This window comes from Butyrivibrio sp. VCB2001 (genome assembly GCF_000423965.1).
Taxonomy (GTDB): Bacteria; Bacillota; Clostridia; order Lachnospirales; family Lachnospiraceae; genus Butyrivibrio.
The window spans coordinates 1-22,017 of sequence record NZ_AUIZ01000017.1; the positions used below are offsets into that span (position 1 = coordinate 1).

At 44.6% G+C, this 22,017-nt stretch carries 25 protein-coding genes; all 25 read right to left on the reverse strand.

The annotated features are described in order from the left end of the window. The coding region (locus G589_RS0113835; protein ID WP_035776173.1) for an MFS transporter at positions 1–861 on the reverse strand (861 nt) is incomplete at its 3' end. Positions 862–953: 92 nt separating this feature from the next. Further along, positions 954–1,406: a DUF5714 domain-containing protein gene (locus G589_RS20065; RefSeq protein ID WP_330366720.1), complete on the reverse strand. Its 453-nt coding sequence runs from the start codon at positions 1,404–1,406 to the stop codon at positions 954–956. 124 nt (positions 1,407–1,530) lie between these two features. Continuing rightward, entirely contained in the window at positions 1,531–2,007 is a 477-nt protein-coding gene (locus G589_RS0113845) for a GNAT family N-acetyltransferase (protein ID WP_242826455.1), read from the reverse strand. Then, on the reverse strand, positions 2,000–2,443 hold the full coding sequence (locus G589_RS0113850; protein ID WP_026522545.1) for a MarR family winged helix-turn-helix transcriptional regulator: 444 nt from the start codon (positions 2,441–2,443) through the stop codon (positions 2,000–2,002). Before G589_RS0113850 ends, G589_RS0113845 begins: the two co-directional genes overlap by 8 nt. 316 nt (positions 2,444–2,759) lie before the next feature. Beyond that, complete coding sequence (locus G589_RS0113855; protein ID WP_026522546.1) at positions 2,760–3,056, reverse strand: HigA family addiction module antitoxin; 297 nt, start codon at positions 3,054–3,056, stop codon at positions 2,760–2,762. 43 nt (positions 3,057–3,099) lie between these two features. Then, the gene (locus G589_RS0113860) at positions 3,100–3,738 is read right to left on the reverse strand and encodes a hypothetical protein (RefSeq protein ID WP_026522547.1); all 639 of its coding nucleotides are present in this window, start codon (positions 3,736–3,738) and stop codon (positions 3,100–3,102) included. Positions 3,739–3,773: 35 nt separating this feature from the next. Beyond that, a complete protein-coding gene (locus G589_RS0113865) occupies positions 3,774–4,214 on the reverse strand; it encodes a hypothetical protein (RefSeq protein ID WP_026522548.1) in 441 nt (146 codons plus the stop codon). Between the two features lie 82 nt (positions 4,215–4,296). Next, positions 4,297–5,241 carry a DUF6017 domain-containing protein gene (locus G589_RS0113870; RefSeq protein WP_026522549.1) on the reverse strand — a complete coding sequence of 315 codons (945 nt, stop codon included), beginning with the start codon at positions 5,239–5,241 and terminating at the stop codon, positions 4,297–4,299. A gap of 68 nt (positions 5,242–5,309) precedes the next feature. Further along, positions 5,310–5,675: a replication initiator protein A gene (locus tag G589_RS0113875; protein WP_026522550.1), complete on the reverse strand. Its 366-nt coding sequence runs from the start codon at positions 5,673–5,675 to the stop codon at positions 5,310–5,312. Further along, positions 5,675–6,580 (reverse strand): ParB/RepB/Spo0J family partition protein, encoded by a 906-nt coding sequence (locus G589_RS0113880; RefSeq protein ID WP_026522551.1) that lies wholly within the window; start codon positions 6,578–6,580, stop codon positions 5,675–5,677. The genes G589_RS0113875 and G589_RS0113880 overlap by 1 nt, the downstream gene beginning before the upstream one ends. Beyond that, entirely contained in the window at positions 6,543–7,355 is an 813-nt protein-coding gene (locus G589_RS0113885) for a ParA family protein (RefSeq protein WP_022769952.1), read from the reverse strand. The genes G589_RS0113880 and G589_RS0113885 overlap by 38 nt, the downstream gene beginning before the upstream one ends. Next, on the reverse strand, positions 7,348–7,827 hold the full coding sequence (locus G589_RS22395) for a DUF6462 family protein (protein ID WP_330363339.1): 480 nt from the start codon (positions 7,825–7,827) through the stop codon (positions 7,348–7,350). Before G589_RS22395 ends, G589_RS0113885 begins: the two co-directional genes overlap by 8 nt. Positions 7,828–8,181: 354 nt before the next feature. Next, positions 8,182–9,750 (reverse strand): lysine--tRNA ligase, encoded by a 1,569-nt coding sequence (gene lysS / locus G589_RS0113900; protein ID WP_026522552.1) that lies wholly within the window; start codon positions 9,748–9,750, stop codon positions 8,182–8,184. Positions 9,751–9,837: 87 nt separating this feature from the next. Further along, a complete protein-coding gene (greA, locus tag G589_RS0113905) occupies positions 9,838–10,323 on the reverse strand; it encodes a transcription elongation factor GreA (RefSeq protein ID WP_026519448.1) in 486 nt (161 codons plus the stop codon). An 87-nt stretch (positions 10,324–10,410) separates the two neighbouring features. Beyond that, on the reverse strand, positions 10,411–11,403 hold the full coding sequence (gene dusB, locus G589_RS0113910) for a tRNA dihydrouridine synthase DusB (RefSeq protein WP_026522553.1): 993 nt from the start codon (positions 11,401–11,403) through the stop codon (positions 10,411–10,413). A 13-nt stretch (positions 11,404–11,416) separates the two neighbouring features. Further along, positions 11,417–11,887 carry a DUF6145 family protein gene (locus G589_RS0113915; protein ID WP_022769847.1) on the reverse strand — a complete coding sequence of 157 codons (471 nt, stop codon included), beginning with the start codon at positions 11,885–11,887 and terminating at the stop codon, positions 11,417–11,419. A 12-nt stretch (positions 11,888–11,899) separates the two neighbouring features. Then, positions 11,900–12,715 (reverse strand): type III pantothenate kinase, encoded by an 816-nt coding sequence (locus G589_RS0113920; RefSeq protein WP_026522554.1) that lies wholly within the window; start codon positions 12,713–12,715, stop codon positions 11,900–11,902. Between the two features lie 15 nt (positions 12,716–12,730). Then, entirely contained in the window at positions 12,731–13,606 is an 876-nt protein-coding gene (locus G589_RS0113925; RefSeq protein ID WP_051192400.1) for a biotin--[acetyl-CoA-carboxylase] ligase, read from the reverse strand. After that, complete coding sequence (argF, locus tag G589_RS0113930) at positions 13,606–14,595, reverse strand: ornithine carbamoyltransferase (RefSeq protein WP_026522556.1); 990 nt, start codon at positions 14,593–14,595, stop codon at positions 13,606–13,608. The genes G589_RS0113925 and argF overlap by 1 nt, the downstream gene beginning before the upstream one ends. Positions 14,596–14,715: 120 nt before the next feature. Next, entirely contained in the window at positions 14,716–15,834 is a 1,119-nt protein-coding gene (locus G589_RS0113935) for a cell wall hydrolase (protein ID WP_026522557.1), read from the reverse strand. Between the two features lie 143 nt (positions 15,835–15,977). Further along, complete coding sequence (gene proC, locus G589_RS0113940; RefSeq protein ID WP_026522558.1) at positions 15,978–16,772, reverse strand: pyrroline-5-carboxylate reductase; 795 nt, start codon at positions 16,770–16,772, stop codon at positions 15,978–15,980. A gap of 5 nt (positions 16,773–16,777) precedes the next feature. After that, positions 16,778–17,593 carry a TrmH family RNA methyltransferase gene (locus tag G589_RS0113945; protein WP_026522559.1) on the reverse strand — a complete coding sequence of 272 codons (816 nt, stop codon included), beginning with the start codon at positions 17,591–17,593 and terminating at the stop codon, positions 16,778–16,780. A gap of 244 nt (positions 17,594–17,837) precedes the next feature. Next, positions 17,838–19,031 (reverse strand): multiple monosaccharide ABC transporter permease, encoded by a 1,194-nt coding sequence (gene mmsB, locus G589_RS0113950; protein WP_035776176.1) that lies wholly within the window; start codon positions 19,029–19,031, stop codon positions 17,838–17,840. Then, on the reverse strand, positions 19,021–20,553 hold the full coding sequence (mmsA, locus tag G589_RS0113955; protein ID WP_026522560.1) for a multiple monosaccharide ABC transporter ATP-binding protein: 1,533 nt from the start codon (positions 20,551–20,553) through the stop codon (positions 19,021–19,023). The genes mmsB and mmsA overlap by 11 nt, the downstream gene beginning before the upstream one ends. A gap of 227 nt (positions 20,554–20,780) precedes the next feature. Next, positions 20,781–21,923 carry a multiple monosaccharide ABC transporter substrate-binding protein gene (gene chvE, locus G589_RS0113960; RefSeq protein ID WP_022769835.1) on the reverse strand — a complete coding sequence of 381 codons (1,143 nt, stop codon included), beginning with the start codon at positions 21,921–21,923 and terminating at the stop codon, positions 20,781–20,783. Positions 21,924–22,017 lie beyond the last annotated feature (94 nt).

The following is a 22,017-nucleotide window of genomic DNA, read 5'->3' on the forward strand; positions in this document are numbered from 1 at the left end:
CAGAGCCTTCAGCCCGACCTTATCATAAAGCCAGCCAAAGAATAGTGCAGCAAAGGCATCCACAGCCATTGCCCCAGCATATAGCAGGCTGAGCATGGATTCATTAAATGCTCCGGTATTAGCCGAATGAAGTGTAATCAGGGTGAAGTCTGCAAAGCCAAAAGCAAAAAAGCAGATGGCCGCCATGAACAGAACAAATGACTTCCTGAATTCAAAGCTTGCCGGTTTATCTTCCTGCTTTTCAAAGATCTCCGGATCAGGGTATCTTATCTTTGCTGTCAAAACAAGAGCTATGGTGATCATTGCAGGAACAAGCAGTATCGCAAAAGAGATCCTATATGTTGTAAAAAGGTCGTCTGTACCTTTTACAAGAGCTATTACAAAAAGCAGTACCGGTCCGAGAAACGCGCCAAGCTGATCCAGAAACTCCTGATAGGCAAAGCCTTTTCCGGTTCCGATCTCGCTTGCCGCAAAGCTTACCAATGTGTTTTTGGCAGGTTTTTTTATCGCTTTTCCGATACGCTCCAGGATCACAAGACCGCAGGCCCAAATCCAGCCATGTTCAGGTACGAGTGCCAGTGCAGGAATCGCAAGAGCCTGTATTACATAGCCTGTGATAACAAATGTCCAGTATTTCTTCGTTTTATCTGCTATAAATCCGGATATGAGCCTTAGTGAATACCCGCACAATTCTCCTATACCGGACACAAATCCGATGGTTGCAGCGGATGCCCCTGCGAGGTTCAGATATTCGCCCAATATGCTTCTGGCGCCTTCATGAGTCATGTCCGAAAACAGACTTACGATTCCCATCAGGGTTATAAATGTTATGGCGCCAGACAAAGCCCTTTTTTTATCCATGTTCTACTCCACTAATCCCGATTTGCTTATTTCATTATCCTGAAATTCAAAGTTCCATAATTTCTAAATCGTCCGAAACCAAAAGCTTTCCATTATCCAAAGAAAGGGCATCTTTCTTTGATGCACTGCTGGTTCTGCGATGAGAACTCACAGTGTTGCTTCTCATATTCGATCTGCACTCCGTAGTGCTGTCTTACGTACTCTATTCCATGCTTGAACGCAATCATAGCATCTCTTTTACAACATCTTGGACCATTTATCTGGCCAAGTTCTCCTATGGCGCTTGATGTAAATGCCATGTGATCTCCCCATGTGCCATCCTCAGAAAGTGGTCCTGTACCATCAATGATAGAAAGGGCTGCTCCTATAGATGTTATCGCTCCGCATATTCCCCACAGTCCGCACATTGCTCCCGGCATCCGGAGTCCTTCTTTCAAAAGCTTCTCCAAAGCAGAGTCTATATCTATTTTGCCACCTGCATTATGATAAGCCATTAAAAGACATGCCCCATCTAATATATGATGCTCTGGCCCATGTATGCTTATATACTCTTTTTTGCCATTGACTTAAACATCTTGATAGGATTTACGCCTTTTTCATTACGTATATCTTCAATAATCCTGTTTGCTTTTTCTTCAATAGTCATAAGTAGCTTCTCCTATAAACTAATTATGAAGCTCTGTACTCCATAAGAGTTGTGTTCTGCCATTTTCCAAATCGATCTTTAGCTATTCTTTCCCTATAGCCAATTTCCCTAAAACCACATTTTTTGTGTAAGGCTATACTTGCTTTATTAATTGAAAATATTGCAGAATATATGCTCCAATATCCATCTTTCTCAGCTTCTCGGATAATCGTATTTACCAAAGCTGTTCCTATCCCATGACCTCTATAGTTTCTATCAACATATACACTCATTTCAACGCAGCCTTTATATGCGCACCTACTCGAAGAAGGACTTAACGCTATCCAGCCTACAACCTTCCCTTCTTCCTCAAAAACAAACCTGCAATTCTTTACGTGACCCTCGTTCCACTCAGTAAAACTAGGACATTCTGTATTAAAAGTTGATGTTCCCTCTTCTAATCCCTGCTTGTAAATCTCTGATACTGTCCCCCAGTCTTCATCTCTCATTTCTCTAATCACAGCATTCCACCTCCGATTTTTTTATCGCATCATTAAAGATATTCAATGCCTCTAAAACCTGACTCTGTTTTTCCTTTGGAATCATTGAAAAGACTCTCTCAAACTTCAAATTCATATCTTTTTCTATTGTATTGAATCTTGCCATTCCTTCATCAGTCAGATTAAGCACTACACACCTACGGTCCCTTTTTGAAGGTTCTCGCAAAACATATCCTTTTTGGACAAGTTCTTCTACAGATCTGCTTACAGCACTTTTATCCATCTTAAGAAGTTCAGCAAGTTCCTTTACACATATTCCTGGTTTTCTGCCTATCTCAACAACCAGAAAGCATTGAGATGTATTAACGTTACATTGACAGCAATCAGAACTGTTTAGCTTCTCAAGATTACGTTCTAATTCTCTGGTACTTTCTCGAAATAGTTTTACCTTATCCATCGAATGCCCTCCTATGAATTTAAATGATAAAATCATTAGTTGTATTTGTCAACTAATTTATGATATAAAAAAGCCACATAGCTGTTATAAACAACTACATGGCAATTACGTAGGCATATTCATTTATCTTATTTGTGATCTATTGCTTATGATATTTAATGAGTATTCCAGCAAGAATCTTGCTTATTAACCTTTTCATTCTCCCCTCACCTATCATCTTTTCCGACAACTTATGGATTATCATACCTTTTTTCAGACAAAAATAAAATAGCTACGGACATCAACTAATCAAATCTTGATCCCAGAGCTATTGCAATCATCCATCTTTTACTGCATCCAGAGGAAAAGGTATTACATTTGATGGTTCATTTTGCTGTGCTGTCCATAGTGTTAGTTTCTGCTGCATATTCATCCAACTTTCCGGAGATGTATTAGTTGCCTTGCTTATTCTAATGGCCATCTCCGGGCTAAGAGATACTTTCTCATTAACAAACTCTGATAACGCTTTTCTGCTTACTCCAAGCATTCTCGCTGCATCGGTAACGGAAAGATTTAGTGGTTTTAACACATCTTCAGCAAATACTTTTCCTGGATGCGTAGGTTTTCTGATCATATCATTCTCCATTTCACTTTTCTTCTGACTCAAAGCCGGCTTTTCATGCCGTCACTCTATCTCTTATTACACTGCCTATTGCTGTAACAATCATAGCTGTACAAATTACGGCTATTCCAATCCTGTCATAAGCGTTATAGAATCCCTCAGAGAACTTAATCTTGACGAACTTCTCCCAGATTGCACCGAGTATTACAAGAAGCGTTGCGCCAACTGAGGCAGCATACATACATGCCACAACCAAACTGGCAAGTATGTTTCTGCAATCATCCCTGTCGACTTTGAGAGAATCGCAGTTGGAAACTAATATAAAATAAGTCACAGCCAGGTATGCAACGGTCACAAACGTGGCTTTCTGCCAAGATGCACATTCGAATAAACTGTAACTTAGGCCCATGATCAGGTCAACGAACATGAGGCTGGAAAACACAATCATCGGTCCACTGGTCTGCTGATTAAATGTAAGGAGCGCTATTAACAACTCTATCACAACAATAAGTGTTATCACGCTGAGTTTAGTTTCTCCGGGAATAATGTCTTTAAGCCCTGGGAATACCAGAAGCAGGAAAAGAGATCCTAAGAGCCCTGTCATAAAAGGTAATGCCCTTAGAAGACCAAACAACAGTATAAAAATCACTCCCAATGCCAAGACCAACAGAATTTCAAATATTGCCGCTATCATTTATGCCTCCATTCTATGACCAAAGCACCTGGCCATTATTTGTTGCTTGTCTTTTGTTTATACAGTTTGTTACAGTAGACAGCAGCTCTTGAAGCAGATTTAAACTCTTCTACTCCGTTTCTTTCAATCACAGCCCTCTCGATGCCTTTGGCATTCCCTTTCTTGACTGCTTCTGTAAACATCTTGCCAAGACGGGATCTGACCTGGGCCGGTGACTCTTTTATGTCGTATTCAATAAGAACATCGTTCACACCTGCGAAGGTTGGAAGATCTGCCAGGACGAATTCTGCTTTCATTGTCTTGGCCTCAGCGATCATGTTGTTGATGGCAAGTGTATAGTCATAGACAGTTCTTTTGCCGAACTTCTCCTCCAACATATCGCAGATGTAGTAGTTGACGGTTACGTTCTCCTTCTTGGCTGCTTTCTCGATCTGATCATATAATTCCTGTGTGATTGCTAAATTAACTCTTGGCATAACCTTGTCCTCCATGAGTGTTGTTTTATGTTCATTCACAGTTAAATTATATGAGTGTTGTACAATGTTGTCAATATACCGATCATGTGCCGTACATGTTATGGTTAACCTCTGCCTGATAGTAACTGCTCATGGTTGAAGGAGCGTTAAACAGTGCTGCCAGCATGTAGTTCTTGATGTGGGTGATCTTGGTGGTGTTACTCTTAAGACAGTCGATCACGTACTCAAGGTGCATGTGGTTGAGCTTTAGGAACTTGGACTTCACCAGATCCTTGGGATACTCGTTCTTGGCAATCCAGATTGTCTTCTGAGTGGAAAGAACTGTCTCAAGGATCAGGTCAAAGACTCCTTCAAGTTCATCCCTGTATTCCGGATGACGCTCTATCATGGTATCCATATCGAGGTTTTCTCTGAGGATCTCATAATACGCTCTGTAGTCATCATTCAGATCCGGCTCCATCGATGTGATATGATTTGTTATTTTAATTAAGTTAGTATTATTCGTTTTATTATAATTAGGGTTGGTTTTTCCCATGTCTAGACCTTGATTTTTCCCATCTCTAGACATTGGTTTTTCAAAGGTCTTGACCTTGGTTTTTCCCATGTCTGAAACTTCATCATTTTGTTCAGACATTGGTTTTTCCCGGGTCTGAACTTCTTCTGGATTTTCCTCAACGAAGTCCTTCAGATACAACAAAGCTGCTTTTCCCTGGCCCTGCTTCTTGCGTTCCATGAGCCCTATAGCCTCCAGCTCCTTAAAAAGATTTATAGCCTTATTCTCCTTACAGCCCAGCATTTCCATGGCTTCCTGCTGTGAATATATGATAAATGCCCTATTTTCGCTATCTATCCACTTGTTTTTCTGCGAAATCGACATTCTATCCAGCATCAGGCCATACAGGATCTTGGCATCAGAGCTCATGTTTCTGAATATCTTATTTGTAAAAAGAAGCTTAGGCAGCCTGTAATAAGCATGCATTTCAGATTCCTGACCATAAAAATAGTCAAATGTTATCTTGTCGTTCAAAGCTCTTTTCTCCTCCATTCAATGACTTTCTACGACGTTCTATGACGTATAGTGGTGCAATATTTGCACTACCCAATCAGCTGAAATATCTTTTGTCTGTTGAAATTCTTGACGTAGATCTTATTGGGCTTTCCCTTTTCCTGTAGTCGCAATATCAGTCCAATGTCTTCAAGTTCTTTCATACAATCGATTACTGTGTGTCTGGAAAAGCCGATGTCTTCTTCCAATCTTCTCAGTGGATAAAGGATATACACCCGGTTCTGCTCATCATACCAACTATGCCTTTTGGCTTCACGCATTCTGTCAAGAAGCACTGCGTACATAAGCTTGGCTCCGGGAGACAGGGAAGAAAACACCTTCCCTGTCAGAAGCTCCTTGGGAATCTCCACTGAAGCAAACTGTGCTGACTGTGCACCATAAAAATATTCCATCATTATTCTGAGCCCTCGCTTTCATGAGTTCTTTTCCATTCCTCCAAGAGACTGATCATGATCCTCTCGATCTCAGGCTGAGAGTAGTAGGCGGGAAAATACTTGTTGAGTTTCCTCTCGTTGAATGTGACTTTTTTCTTGATCTGAGGAGTTGCTCTCTTCTGTATAAGTATGTCTATCATCTGTTCCTGGGTGAGAGAGTCATCATCTCGGTATTGGCGGAGGTCCATGAGCTGTTCCTGCTTGATCATGCCGTTTTCGTGGATGTATTCCCAGAGCCATTGTTGGTAGGTGTGGTTGAAATAGGAGATTTCTACTCCAATAGCCACAGCAAGTCTTCCTTCGTCAATCATATCTAAAAGTTTTGGGAGCAAGTATGTGAGCCTTACATATTTGTGTACCTGAGATCTGTGTAATCCATGAGCTTCTCCAGCTTCGTCTCCTGCACGCGACTTCGTCCACTCAGTGGACGAAGTTGTTTTCCCCTGATGTTTCATTGCATCCATCTTCATCTTTAGAGCAAAAGCCTTTTCACTAGGAAGAATCTCTTCCCTCTGCATATTGGCATTAACCATGGCAATTGTCGCATCATCATTTGTCATTTCCTTGATGATTGCCGGAATCTTACGTAGCCCTGCTCTCTTTGCCGCATGTAAGCGTCTGTGCCCCGAGATCATCTCATAATTGCCCTCATCATCCGGTCTTACAAGAACCGGAGTGAGAACGCCACTTTCCTTGATGCTCTCCACAAGCTCATCCATCTTTTCATCATCTACAACTCTGAAAGGATGATTCTCGAAGGGATAAATGGTCATAACATCAAGATCTACTGTTCCCTCCATGCTTGGAACGCCCAGGAGCTCATCAATACTAGATAGCTTTACTTTCTGTCCAACTCTTTGTGCCATTGTCCATTACCTCCCTTATGAATGATGTGTAAGCAAATGCTGCTTTTCCTTTTGGATCATATACGTAGAGACTGCTTCCAGAAGCGCTTATTTCAGCAGCTCTGACTGATAACGGGATCTCTGTCTCAAAAACATTTATACTTGATGAATAAGCTTCGTAAATCTGAGCAGAAATGTCTTTTGCATAATTTGTCCTGTTATCTACCATAGTGATGAGAATTCCATCGATTTCGAGCTTGGGATTGAGCTGACGCTTTACTCTTCCAATTGTCTTTATAAGCTGTTGCAGGCCCTTTACAGGAAGATATGCAGCCTGGCACGGAATGATTACTGAATCCGCACATGCAAGGGCATTAATGGTCATCATTCCAAGAGAAGGCATACAATCAATAATAATGAAGTCATATACTTCTCTGGCCTTGTCTACGTATTCTTTAAGAATTGTTTCCCTGCTGATAACTCCGGTCATGCTGATCTCTAAACTTGAGAGTTCTATATTTCCCGGCATCAGATCCACACCTTCAGGATGATGGATGAGGCCTTTTGTCACATCTACAGGCTCGTCATTGATGATATTTACAAGTGCTGTAGCAAGTGAATAATCAAGTCTGTCGGGTTCATCACAGCCAAGGCTGATACTCATGCTCCCCTGGGGATCCGCGTCGATCATAAGGACCTTATAACCTTCTCTTGCAAGGCCAATCCCTAAATTTACGCTGGTGACGGTTTTTCCCACACCGCCTTTCTGGTTTGCTACGCTGATAACCTTACTCATAAAAATCGTCCTCCTCCCAACATGATTCTATAAACTCATCTATCTTTTCCGTGTTACACAGAACAACTCCTCTTACCTTTCTTGTGGCTCTTGCGTCCTTTGCCAGCTTTTCGAAAGTATGAAGCCCCATTGAGTAGAGCTCAGCGCCTTCCTGGTAACGCACATATTTCTTTTTTCCCTTTTTAACCATTTCCTCCAGGTTAGGGACAATTCGTCTTTTAGGCATTTCCTTGTTCTCCTTTACCGTTTCCTCGTACCGGCAATTATCTTCAATAAATTTTTCATAGATGTCCTGATCTACCAGTACCCGTTGTCTGATCATCCTATTGGCCCCTGCTTCCTTTACTGAGTTTACGAAACTCCAGTAAGGAATGCTGTAGAGCCTTGCACCATCTTCATATGTGACGAAGTTATGCAGTTTTCCCTTGATATACTTATCAAGATCCGGTGGAGAATTTGATTTGTGAACCATCTTGTAACCTCCTTTTGGGTGTTACGAGATGTAAAACGAATGAAATGAACTAAAAGATAAAAAGCCACATCTCTCTTTGAAAAGAAATGTGGCTTAAGATGCAGATTCTGTTTTAAAAGATTGCAAATTTATCAAAAATACGCCGCTAAAACTGTTACAAAAAATAAACCGACTATTCCTCAGGGCCTTGACCAACCCCAAAATTCGTCATAGCGCGTCCTTTGATTTCTCGATTATTATCCATAGAACGTCGTATAGCTCCGTAGGAGTCCAATGAAGGAACTGTCAAAAAGTTGCCTGATTGGACGAATATGGACTCCTATGGATTCCCTGTACTTTCTAAGACGCACTATATTACTTGCTCGACTTCAAGGTCGGGAACAGCAGCACGTCTCTGATAGTAGCACTATCAGTAAGCAGCATGCAAAGTCTGTCGATACCGTAGCCGATACCACCTGTAGGAGCCATACCAACTTCGAGGGCATTGAGGAAGTCCTCGTCTGTGTGCTCAGCCTCTTCGTCGCCGGCTGCTGCGTTGGCATCCTGAGCTGCGAAACGCTCGCGCTGATCGATAGGATCGTTGAGCTCTGAGTATGCGTTGCACATCTCCCATGTGTTGATGAAGAGCTCGAAACGCTCAACCTTCTCAGGATCTGTAGGCTTCTTCTTGGTAAGAGGTGAAATAGCAAGAGGATGATCCATGATGAATGTAGGCTGGATCAGGTTCTTCTCGCAGAACTCCTCGAAGAAGAGATTGATGATGTCGCCCTTGGTGTGGCGGTCCTCAAACTCGATGTGGTGCTCCTTGGCAAGAGCCTTGGCTTCCTCATCTGTCTTAACTGTATCGAAGTCGATGCCTGCGTACTTCTTGATGGCATCGTTCATTGTAAGACGCTCGAAAGGCTTGCCGAGGTCGATCTCGTTGTCGCCGTACTTGATAAGTGTTGTACCACAAACCTTCTCAGCGAGGTAACGGAACATGGACTCTGTAAGCTCCATCATTCCTTCATAATCTGTGTATGCCTGGTAGAGCTCCATAAGTGTGAACTCAGGATTGTGTCTTGTATCTACACCCTCGTTTCTGAATACACGGCCAATCTCATATACTCTCTCAAGGCCGCCAACGATAAGTCTCTTAAGGTAAAGCTCAAGAGAGATACGAAGCTTACGCTCCTCATCCAGGGCATTGTAGTGTGTTACGAATGGTCTTGCAGCTGCTCCGCCTGCGTTCTCAACAAGCATAGGAGTCTCAACTTCAAGGAAGTCACGCTCTGCAAGGAAGTTACGGATCTCACGAAGGATAGCACTTCTCTTCTTGAAAGTCTCCTTAACCTCTTCGTTCATGATAAGGTCAACGTAACGCTGTCTGTATCTGATCTCTGTATCTGTAAGTCCGTGGAACTTCTCAGGAAGTGGCATAAGAGACTTGGATAAAAGAGTCAGCTCTTTTACATGAACTGAAATCTCACCGGTCTTGGTTCTGAAAGCAAAGCCCTTAACACCGATGATGTCACCGATATCCATCTTCTTGAAATCAGCATAAGCCTCATCTCCAAGATCGTTTCTTGAAACGTAGAGCTGCATGCGTCCGTCTCTGTCCTGAAGGTTAGCAAAAGATGCCTTACCCATTACACGCTTGCTCATCATACGACCTGCAAGGGATACAAGCTTATCTGCAGGAATATCTGACATAGGAACTACTACTGCCTTGCCTTCTTCGTCTACAGGAGCTACAAACTCGAGAGCCTCGAAGTTATCTCTTACCTGCTGTGTGTGATGTGTCTGGTCGTATTTAACGATCTGGAAAGGATCTCTTCCCTGAGCCTGGAGCTCAGTAAGCTTATCTCTTCTTACCTGACGAAGACGTCCTACGTCCTCTGCAGGTGCATTCTGCTGATTGTTCTGCTGATTATTCTCTGCCACCTTTTTTCCTCCGTAATATGTGTCTTTCATATTGTACAAAGAGCCGACGAATTGCTATCGCCGGCTCGTGTTATCTAAAGTCTCTTATCAGACCTCTGATCTCTGAATGCCAAGTACCTTATACTTGAAGACGCCAGCCTGTGTCTCTACAGAAACTGTCTGTCCCTTCTTGGCACCGATGAGTGCCTTACCAACAGGTGACTCGTTTGAGATCTTGCCCTTAAGGCTGTTTGCCTCTGATGAACCAACAATCTTGTATTCAATCTCCTCGTCGAACTCAAGATCTTTAAGCTTAACTGTGCATCCGATGCTGATCTTGTTTGTGTCAACATCTGAATCATCAATAACTTCCGCATTCTTGAGGATCTTCTCGATCACTTCGATCCTTGCTGCGATATCACGCTGCTCATCCTTAGCTGCGTCGTACTCAGCGTTCTCTGAAAGATCGCCCTGCTCTCTTGCTTCCTTGAGCTTCTCAGCAACCTCTTTGAGCTTGACTGTCTTAAGCTCGTGGAGCTCGTCCTCGTACTTCGCAAGTCCCTCTTTAGTTAAAATGTTCTTTTTAGCTTCCATAATACTCTGCCCTACCCTTCATAAAAAGATATATCTGAAAAATAGTTAATTTCATTTTTTAACTTTGCTATTATACTGTTATTTATTTTATGTGTCAACACTAGGCGGGAGCATTATTTTACCGCATGCTTCTTTGAGTGTATCCATGTCTGTCATCTGGTTTATCTCGTTCCTGAACCTTGCACTTCCGGGCATTCCATAGGTGTACCAGGACACGTGCTTGCGCATCTCGCGGATTCCGATGTACTCACCCTTGTACTTGAGCTGCATATCGGCATGTCTTATGACTGTGTCGTAGACCTCTTTCCTGCTTGGTCTCTCACAGGCTGCGCCTTTTTCAAAAAAGCTTTTGATCTCCCTGAAGATAAACGGATTGCCCTGGGCTGCCCTTGCCACCATGACTCCGTCGCACCCTGTCTGCTCAAACATAGCCTTGGCGCTCTCTCCGTCAACCACGTCTCCGTTACCGATCACGGGGATCTTCACAGACTCTTTTACCTGTCTGATGATATCCCAGTCGGCCTTACCTGAGTAGAACTGCTCTCTTGTTCTTCCGTGAACAGCCACAGCTGCTGCCCCTCCGGCTTCTGCTGCCTGGGCACACTCAACGGCGTTAACGCTGTTTTCGGTAAAGCCCTTTCTTATCTTGACAGTAACAGGCCTGTCAGAAACCTGAACCAGTGCCGACACTATTTTTTCAATAAGGGCCGGATCCTTCATAAGAGCAGAGCCTTCGCCGTTGCTTACAACCTTCGGCACGGGACAACCCATGTTGACGTCTAAGATATCGTAGGGTCTGTCCTTTATCATCTCAACTGCCTGCTGCATTATCTCGGGCTCTGAGCCAAAGAGCTGTAGCGAAACCGGATGCTCATCCGGATGGATCTCCAGCAGCATGTTGGTGTTTCTGTTCTTATAAATAATAGCCTTGGCGCTGACCATCTCCATGCACACAAGGCCGGCTCCCATCTCGCTGCAGAGCACACGAAAAGGCAGGTCGGAAACGCCTGCCATGGGTCCTAAGATTATGTTGTTATCAAGTGTTACGCTTCCTATTTGAAGCTTACCATATCCTGCCATAAAGTCTTTCTAATTAAAACGCGCCGTTTTCTTCTTCCTCATCCAATGCATCTGCAGCCTTCTCACCCAGCACATAAATCTTATAGTAGATTCCAAGCGCCTCGAACAGGTCCTGTCTCTTTCTCCTGACCTCTCCCACTAAAAGCCCTGCTGTGATCTCGTCATAGGTGATATCCTCTTCATCAGCATTGGTCTCGATTGAAACGCTGCCGTCCTCCTCAAAGACAATGGTAAAGATACCGCCTGCCTCCTGGGTAAAGAGGACGCTGATAATGTTGAGCTCCTTCTTGATGCTGTCAGGGATCTGCTTGAACAGCGGGTTAAAGTAATACTTCTGCTCGTAGGCGTTGGCTCCGCACAGAACTATCCTTCCGCCTGCTGCCTGCTCAAAGACGCGTCCCTTGTTGGTCTTTTGCATCTCATCTATATGGAGGTCTTCCTCAAACTCTTTGTTATATTCTTCTTCAAATTCCTTGGCACTCATTAAATAAACTCCTTATTCGGGCTGATTCTGATCATCAAATTCCTTGTTCTGTGGCTTGTTCCTACGGTTCTTTTCATAGAGGATCTGAAGGCCCCTGAGGGTCAGTATAGGATCGTAGATATCGATCTCCTCCGTAAGCTCTGAAATAAGCCTTCCAAGGCCGCCCGTTGCTACAACCTTCATATCCTTAAGGCCTGATTCTCTCTTCATCTCTTCGATGATGTATTTGGACTGGCCGATCTGTCCATAGATAAGTCCCGCCTGCATACTGGAGATGGTCTCCCTTGCAAGTATTGAATCGGGCTTTTTGATCTCAATCTCAGGGAGCTTGGCTGTTCCCTCCCAGAGGGCCTTGGCTGAAATCCTGATGCCCGGTGATACAACGCCCGCAAAGAACTCGCCCTTTTCATTGACCGGAACATAGGTGGTTGCTGTACCGTAGTCAACTACCAGCACAGGTCCGCCGTAAATCTCATAGGCAGCAACTGCGTCAACGATAAGGTCAGGTCCGATCTCCCTCGGGTTATCTGTGGTGATCTTGATGCCGGTCTTGATTCCGGGTCCCACAATATAAGGCTTCCTGCCTATGTATTTAACGATGGCATTGACCAGAGCGTGCATGACCTGAGGAACAACGCTGGCGATCATAACGCCCTCTATCTGCTCCTTATCAATGCCGTTATGGCCCATCATCTCCAGCATCTGAATTCCGTATTCATCTGAAGTGTGGTCGGTCTTGCTCATCATACGGAACGAGCTCTTTAGCTCCTCTCCGTCAAAAACACCGAAAGTAATATTCGTATTTCCTACATCAACGACTAAGATCATATCTTAAGCCTCCTGTTATACATATCCGTACAGTCCTCTGACAGAAACGTCCCCGGCGGTAACTTCACGCACCTCTCCGGTATCCATTCTGACAATGAGCTCGCCCTTATCCGTTATTCCAAGGGCTTCTCCCTGCTCATTTTGGGGCTCTGCAAATTTCTCTTCTACTTCTTCTCTGCCTTTTACTTCCGAAGGCTTTTTGGTATCAAGGAGCATCACTCTTAGTCCCTTGTTCACCAGTCTCTTTTCATATTGGTCCTTAAGAAGCGATAAGTCATGGGTCTTTTCAAACTTCTCGTAGTTCTCCTCAAATCTCTCCATGACCCGGGCCACCACAAGGCTCCTGTCGATAGGTCGTCCGCATCCGGTTAAAAGAGATCCTGCCACATCCTTAATGTCTTCCGGAAAGCGCGCCATATTGACGTTTATGCCAACACCTATGACCACGTCTGACATCTCGCCCGAAGGCTCCATGTGAAGCTCCGTCAGGATTCCGCAGATCTTCCGCTCTGCCAGGATAACATCATTGGGCCATTTTATATTACAAGTAAAAGAGCTTTCGGAGATGCTCTCATTTATGGCCTGCTCCGCGCCTTCTGCAACGGAAAGTCCCATAACCAGAGTGAGCATTGATACGCACTCTATTGGGACCTTGGGACGCACTATAAGGCTCATGGCGATGTTTGCACCGGCTGGAGTCTCCCAGCTTCTTCCGCGTGAGCCTCTGCCCTGTTCCTGCTTGTCTGCAACCACCAGCATTCCGTGAGGCGCACCTTCTTCTGCAAGGCGCTTTGCATCATCGTTGGTGGAGTCCGTTATGTCTTTATACCAAATGTTTGCAGCTGCCCATCTTGTGTGCAGCTGTTCGCTTATATGTTCTTTACTTAGCATTATTTCTTGAGGGTCGCATACATTACTGCCTTGATGGTGTGCATGCGGTTCTCAGCCTCCTCAAATACGATAGAGCGATCTGATTCGAATACTTCGTCTGTAACTTCCATCTCGTCAAGACCGTACTTCTTCTTTATGTCTTTTCCGATGCCTGTGTTGAGGTCGTGGAAGGATGGCAGGCAGTGCATGAATACACAGGAGTCTCCGGCGTTCTTCATGATGTCCATAGTTACACGGTATGGCTCAAGGTCTTTTATCCTCTCCTCCCATACGCTGTCGGGCTCGCCCATGGATACCCAGATGTCGGTGTAGATAACATCAGCACCCTTGGTTCCCTCAATGGCATCCTCGGAGAAATCAATTACTGCACCAGTCTGTGCTGCGATCTCCTGACAGGTCTTAACAAGATCCTCAGATGGGAAGTACTTCTTGTTGGATACTGCTGTGAAGTGCATGCCCAGCTTAGCGCAAAGAACCATCAGTGAGTTACCTGTGTTGTATCTTGCATCGCCCATGTAAACCAGGTGGATTCCCTTAAGGCGTCCGAAATGCTCTTTTATTGTAAGGGCATCAGCAAGCATCTGTGTTGGGTGGAACTCGTTGGTAAGACCGTTCCATACCGGTACCTTGCTGTGCTTAGCAATAGTCTCAACTATCTCCTGCTCAAAGCCCCTGTACTCGATTCCGTCGTACATGCTGGCAAGAACGCGCGCTGTATCTGCGATGCTCTCCTTCTTGCCGATCTGGGAATCTGTGGGATTAAGGTAGGTTGAACCCATTCCAAGGTCGTGAGCTGCAACTTCAAAGGAACATCTTGTTCTGGTACTGGTCTTCTCGAAAATCAGGGCAATGTTTCTGCCTCTTAGCTCGTCGTGAAGAATACCGTTCTTTTTCTTGTCCTTGAGCTCTGCAGCCAGGTCAATGAGGTACTCTATCTCTTCAGTGGTAAAATCCAGCAGTTTCAGAAAATCTCTTCCGTACAAATTCATGATGCTCCTCCTCCAAATATAAAAATGAGCCCTTGACTCCGTCCCTAGGGGTCAAAAAGGGGATTGCGCTTAGCAATCCCCTACATTCTATCATATATGCTTTATTTAGTGCACCCCAAATTACCAGAATACGTGTGCTCCGATGATGATTCCTTCTCTTCCGTTTACACGTCTGAAGTGAAGTGCTCCGCCGACGGTTGTCTCACCGTTTATGGCTGCCTGAGCTGCCTGGTAATTGGAATCGCTGATCTTGCCTGAGTTGTAAACTCTTGCAACGGTTCCGTTAAGAGCAGGTGTGAACTGACCTGATGCATAGATTACACCGTAAATACTGCTCGGGTATCCGCCTGACTTAACACGGTTCATAACTACCGCACCTACAGCGACCTTACCTTCATAAGGCTGGTTACCTGCCTCACACTGGATAAGAGCTGCCAGAAGCTTGACCTCATCAGCATCTGCGCTGACTGCTCCGCGGTTCTTGGTAAGTGCTGCCTTCTTCTCAGCTTCCTCACGAAGCTTGATGGCTGCTATGGTCTCACCGGAGTCGATCTTGAAGGTTGATGTAACATAATCAGCCTGAACATATCCGGTCTCATCGTTGTAATCAACGGCGATCCATCCATCGCCTGTATCCTCGATAAGGTCTACGAAGGTGTTCTCTGCAAGAACGCCAACAACCTCGGCATCTGATGAAGCCTCAGCCCTGATGTTAAGAGCTGTTCCGTTGCTGGTAACTATCTGCTTACCAACGTCCTGAGCAAGTGCCTCAGCATCCTCATCGAATAAAAGATATTCATCCTTGGCCCATCCGATAAGATCTCCGGACTGAACCTTGGTCCATCCGTCCTGTCTGTCTAAGATCTTACCTCCGCAGTCCTTGTAAAGAACTCCGACCTTAGCGCTGTCTTCGTTGGGCTCTTCCCTGACATTCATCACTCTGCTGACATTGGCCATCACGAGATTTGATGATTCGCTCTCTGAAGCACTCTCTGTGCTGCTCTCGGATGCTGCAGACTTCTCTGCGTTCTCAGCAGCCTTAACCTCAGGGGCTTCGCTGTCAATTCCAAGTGGAGCGATGGGACTGATAATATTTGTAATTCCTGTAGCAAGTTCTAAATAGTTTGAAGTGCGTCTTGCCTCTACTGTTATACTCTGGGTAAAAAACATTACCACAACCAGGAAAAGTACTGCCATGGTCTTAGTGGCCCCGGAGAATAACTTTCGTGAGTTATCCATACCGATTGCTATCCTCTTTTTTATTTAAATTTGTTACAAAGATATTGCAACATATTAAGATTTAAACAATTCGGAGGTAATAATAGCAAAGATGAGCCATTTTGTCAAATTTCTATTAAATTTGTGTCAAAAAAGTGTGAAAATTACAGGCTTTTGCTCTTGTCGATGCACGCTGTTACAGCATCCATCACGGTTCCTCTAAAGCCTGCTTCCTCAAGGACTCTTACAGCCTCGATTGTAGTGCCTGCAGGTGAGCATACCATGTCCTTAAGTTCTCCAGGGTGCTTGCCTGTCTCAAGGACCATCTTGGCACTGCCAAGTACTGACTGTGCAGCGAACTCATAGGCCTGCTTTCTTGGCATTCCGCCGGCTACTGCTGCATCTGCCATGGCTTCGATGAATAAAAAGACATATGCAGGTGATGATCCGCTTACGCCAACCACTACATCCATCAGTGACTCAGGCACGGTATATGCCTTACCAAAGCTCTCCAAAAGCTCTTTTACGAAGTGATAGGAATTGTCGTCTACAAGATCGTTCCTGCAGACAGCAGAACATCCTTCGCCTACAAGAGCAGGTGTGTTGGGCATTACTCTGATGATCTTGGTGGGCTTTTCAAACTCGTTCTCAATCCATGCAATGGTCTTGCCTGCTGCGATGCTAACGATGACCTTGTTCTCATCGACGCTGTCCATGATATCTGCGATAACAACCTTGAGATACTGAGGCTTAACGGCAAGAACAATGATGTCTGCCTCCTTGGCAACTGCTGCGTTGGAGTTCCTTGTCTGAATTCCGAACTTATCTGCTACCTTATGGCAGGTCTCCTCTGTGTTGGCTGAGCCTATGATCTCGTTGGGTCCCATGAGGCCTTTCTGCAAAATGCCGCCGATCATTGCCTTTGCCATGTTTCCTAATCCGATAAATCCTACTGTCATTTCCTTTACCCCCTCCTCTGTCTGGAAGCTTCAAATGTAAGTATTGCTGATGATGTGGCTGCGTTCATGGATTCCACCTCTCCCTTCATGGGAATGAGGACATAGATCTCAGCCGCATCTGCAGTCTCTTTGGTCAGTCCGTTTCCTTCGTTACCTATAAGGAAAGCTGTTGGCTGTGTGTAATCGAACTCGTCGTAGTTCTTCTCCCCTTTAAGATGGGCTGCATAGGTGTGTACGCCCTTAGCCGTCAGCTCTTTTACCAAAGAAGGAACATCTTCTACATATATATATGGCATCCTGAAAATGGAGCCCATGGTGGATCTTATTACCTTGGGATTGTATATATCGGCGCAGCCTTTGCTGAGGATGACGCCTGTAACTCCCGCACCCTCTCCTGAACGGAGCATGGTGCCCAGATTTCCAGGATCCTGGATATTCTCAAGAACAAGAAGGAGCGGAGCATTCTCTTTTCCCGATTCTGCAGCCTCCTGATTGTAGCCCTCGATGACCTCCTCCAAGGTGTAGTCATACTGCCTTATTACCGCAAGGACTCCCTGAGGTGTCTGGGTGTCGCTCATCTTCTTCATGACTTCCTCGGAAACCTCCTCCGCGCCATATCTCCAGAGAATTTCCTTGTCCTCTTCGCTTGCGCCGGAGACGAACTTCTCTGTGACATATACTTCGGAAACCTGAAGAACGGGAGCTTCCCTGAGCATCTTCATTCCTTCTATTACAAAGACGCCGTCCTCGCGACGGGCCTTGCTCTTTTCTACGTAACTTACGACCTTCTTGACGCGGTCGTTGGATGTACTTGTGATCATGGTGATACCTCTTTTGAAACATTTGGGTAGTAGATTATAGTATAGCACATTTGAGGGAGAGTGGGGGAGTCAGTGGGGACGGTTCTCTTTGACTCCCTTTTTCGATAATCAAGAGGAATAAAACACCTAAACAAAAGGGAGTCAAAGAGAACCGTCCCCACTGACTCCCCACTGACTCCCCCACAAAAAAACCGGGGCAAGAGTGCCCCGGTTCTATACCCTATTGGAAATACCTTTTCTAAAATCAGTTCTTTACAACGAACTTTCCGCCACGCTTTGATACTACGTCGAAGATAACGGCTGCAAGAAGAACGATACCTTTTACAACCTTCTGCATGTTGGCATCAACGCCCATAAGTGACATACCAAGGTTGATAACACCCATGAGAACCGCACCAACGATAACGCCGGGAACTGTTCCGATTCCACCGTAAGCTGAAGCTCCACCGATGAAGCAGGATCCGATAGCGTCCATCTCGTAGTTCTGGCCGTATGTAGGCTGAGCAGATGTAAGACGAGCGATTGTGATCATACCTGCAAGTGCTGCAAGGAATCCCATGTTTGTGTAAGCAAGGAAGTAAACCTTGTTTGTATCAATACCTGAAAGCTTTGTAGCCTTCTCGTTACCACCTACTGCGTAGAAGTAACGTCCGATTGTTGTGTTGCTTGTGATGTATCCGTAAACAAATACTACGATGAGTACCCAGATAAGAACTGAAGGAATACCCTTGTGCTGAGCAAGTCTGTAAGCAAATGCTACAAGTACTGCTGCCAGAACTGCTGTCTTTATTGTAAATGTTACGATGTTCTCAAGCTCATAACCGGAGTTCTTTTTCTTGATACGTCCTGTAACCTGAAGAAGCACATAGATTGTTGCTCCGATGATTCCGGCAAAGAGACATGTAAGGTTAAGTGCTCCGCCGCCTAAGAAATCAGGAATATAGCAGTTAGCACCACCACCGAACAGATTTACAAAGCTTGTCTGATCCTTGATTGAAACTGTAAGGCCATTAAGTACTACGTTTGAAAGACCTCTGTAAATAAGCATACCTGCCAGTGTTACGATGAAAGGAGGGATACGTACAAACGCGATCCAGAAGCCCTGGAATGCACCGATTGCTGTTCCGATAGCAATCATGATAATGATTGCAAGCCATACAGGAACACCAAAGTTCATCATAAGTGTTGCACCAACGGCACCAACGAAACATACTACTGAACCAACTGACAGATCGATGTTACCACCGGTCAGGATACAGAGCAGCATACCTGTTGCAAGAACAAATACGTATGCGTTCTGTGAAATAAGGTTACTTACATTCATGGGAAGCAGGATTGCTCCGCCTGTCATAAATGAAAAGAACGCTAAAACTATTACAAGAACGAACACCATGGTGTTCTTTTTCAAAAATCCTAAAATTTGATCTTTATTCATGATTCTCCTCCTCGTTTCCAGATGACTGTAAGATATAAGTCATAATTTTTTCCTGGGTTGCATCTTTTGCATCAAGCTCCCCGACCATCTTTCCTTCGTTCATAACATAGATTCTGTCGCACATACCAAGGATTTCAGGAAGCTCTGAAGAAATCATGATGACTGATTTACCTTCAGCTACCAGCTGGTTGATAATGCAGTAGATCTCGTACTTAGCACCTACGTCGATACCTCTTGTAGGCTCGTCAAGGATAAGGATTTCAGGATCTGCAAACATCCATTTTGCCAAAAGAACTTTCTGCTGATTTCCACCGCTGAGGTTTCCAACATTCTGTTCTACTGTAGGACATTTTGTTTTAAGCTTGTCCTTATACTCTACTGCTACTGAGTATTCCTTGTGCTTATCAATAACCTTTCTATTACTTACTTCGTCAAGGTTAGCCAAGGTTGTATTGATCTTTATGGGATTAGACAGGATAAGTCCATTTCCCTTTCTGTCTTCTGTAACATATGCAAGTCCGTTCTTGATTGCCTGACTTACAGTATTAAGATGAACTTCTTTTCCATCAATAAAAGTCTGTCCGGTAATGTTTTCCCCATAGCTTTTCCCAAATACGCTCATGGCAAGCTCTGTTCTTCCAGCTCCCATAAGACCTGAGATTCCGAGAACCTCGCCCTTTTTAACATATAAGTTAACATTGTCAACGACTTTTCTTTCTTTATAAAGAGGATGATAAACGTTCCAGTTCTTTATCTCCATCTTTACCTCTCCGATGTGAGGCTCTCTTTTCGGGAATCTGTCTGAAAGTTCACGACCAACCATTCCCTTGATGATCCTTGCTTCGGAGAAATCATCCACGCCCTTGGTAAGAGTTTCAATTGTTGAACCGTCACGGATAACTGTGATCTTGTCAGCAACGTATGAAACCTCGTTAAGTTTGTGGGAAATAATAATAGAGGTAAGACCTCTTTCTGCCTTCAGCTTAAGGAGCAGGTCAAGAAGTGCCTTTGAATCTGTCTCATTAAGTGAAGATGTGGGCTCGTCAAGGATAAGAAGTCTTGCATCCTTTGAAAGAGCCTTCGCAATTTCTACAAGCTGCTGTTTACCAACACCGATATCCTTGATAAGGGTCTGTGTACCCTCTCTAAGACCTACGATGTCGAGATACTTTCTGGCAAGTTCATTGGTCTCATGCCAGTTGATCTTTATCTTGTTTCCTCTCTCGTTTCCGAGGAACATGTTCTCAGCGATTGTCATATAAGGGATAAGAGCCAGTTCCTGATGGATGATAACTATACCCTTTGACTCACTGTCTTTGATCTGATTAAATTGACAAACCTCTCCGTCATAAACTATATCACCCTCATATGATCCGAAGGGATAAACTCCACTAAGGACATTCATAAGAGTGGACTTTCCAGCACCGTTCTCTCCTACCAGCGCGTGGATTTCACCTTCTTCAACCTGAAGGTTTACGTTATCTAAGGCCTTTACGCCAGGGAAGGTTTTGGTGATATTCTTCATTTCAAGTAATATCTTCGCATTGGCAGTCTTTTGGGGTACTGTTTTTGGCGCGGTATTTTTTTCCAATACAATCGTATTCGGCGCCTTCTCTTTTTCCAGATCTATCTTTGCCACGATGCCCTCCTCCATTTCCGTGCAATCATTTTAGGGCGAACATAAGGCGGGTCATTTACGGCCCGCCTATGTTCAATTTGGGAAAACGTAATTGTTAAATTACCAAATTTAAATTACTTGAGCTGATCCTCTGTGTAGTAACCAGAATCGATGAGGAGCTCTTTGTAGTTGTTAACGTCTGCGAATACAGGCTCGCAAAGGTATGAAGGAATGATACCTGTTCCGTTGTCGTATGTCTTTGTATCGTTTACAGGAGCCTCTGAACCCTTCATGATAGCGTCAACCATCTCTACAGTCTTAGCTGCAAGAGTTCTTGTATCCTTGAAGATAGACATTGACTGCTTACCAGCGATCATGTTCTTAACGTTAGCAACGTCACAGTCCTGACCTGTGATGATTGGCCAATCACCTGTGTAGTTAGCTTCAAGTGAGTTTGTAACACCGAGTGCTGTTGAGTCGTTTGAGCAAAGAACTGCATCAAGCTTTGTGCCATCAGCGTAGTTAGCTGAGATGATAGCATCCATTCTTGACTGAGCGTTCTCTGTTGCCCAGTTAGCTGTAGCAACCTTATCAAAGTCAACCTGACCGGACTTAACTACGATCTTGCCCTCGTCGATGTAAGGCTTAAGAACATCAATAGCTCCGCCATAGAAGAATCTAGCGTTGTTGTCACCAGGGTCACCAGTGAAGATTTCCATGTTGAAAGGACCTGCTGCATTCTTGAGGTCGAGCTGCTGCTCGATGTACTCGCCCTGCTTTGTTCCTACCATGTAGTTATCGAATGTTGCGTAGTAAGAAACAGCGTCTGAATTCATGATAAGACGGTCATAAGCGATAACTGAAATGCCAGCTTCCTTAGCCTGTGCAAGTACTGTGCCGAGTGAATCACCATCGATAGATGCGATAACGAGTACCTGTGCGCCAGATGAGATCATGTTCTCGATCTGAGAAACCTGTGTAGCGATGTCGTTAGAAGCGTACTGAAGGTCAACTTCGTATCCGGCTGCCTTAAGCTGCTCTTCCATGTTGGCACCGTCCTGGTTCCATCTCTGAAGGTCCTTGGTAGGCATTGCTACACCAACCTTGCCTGTTCCGGTTGCTGCAGGCTCTGCTGCCGGCTCAGCTGCAGGTGCTTCTGTTGCTGCAGGCTCTGCTGCAGGAGCTTCAGTTGTTGTCTGTGCAGCCTGTCCACATCCTGCAAGGAGTGAAGCTGCCATAACAGCTGAAAGGATACCACTTAAAATCTTTTTCTTCATTGCAATAATCCTCCCTATAAGGTTTGAATAGTTTATGCAGACCATTGTCTGCGCTTTACAATAGTAAATTACCATAGAATTCATAGGAATAAAT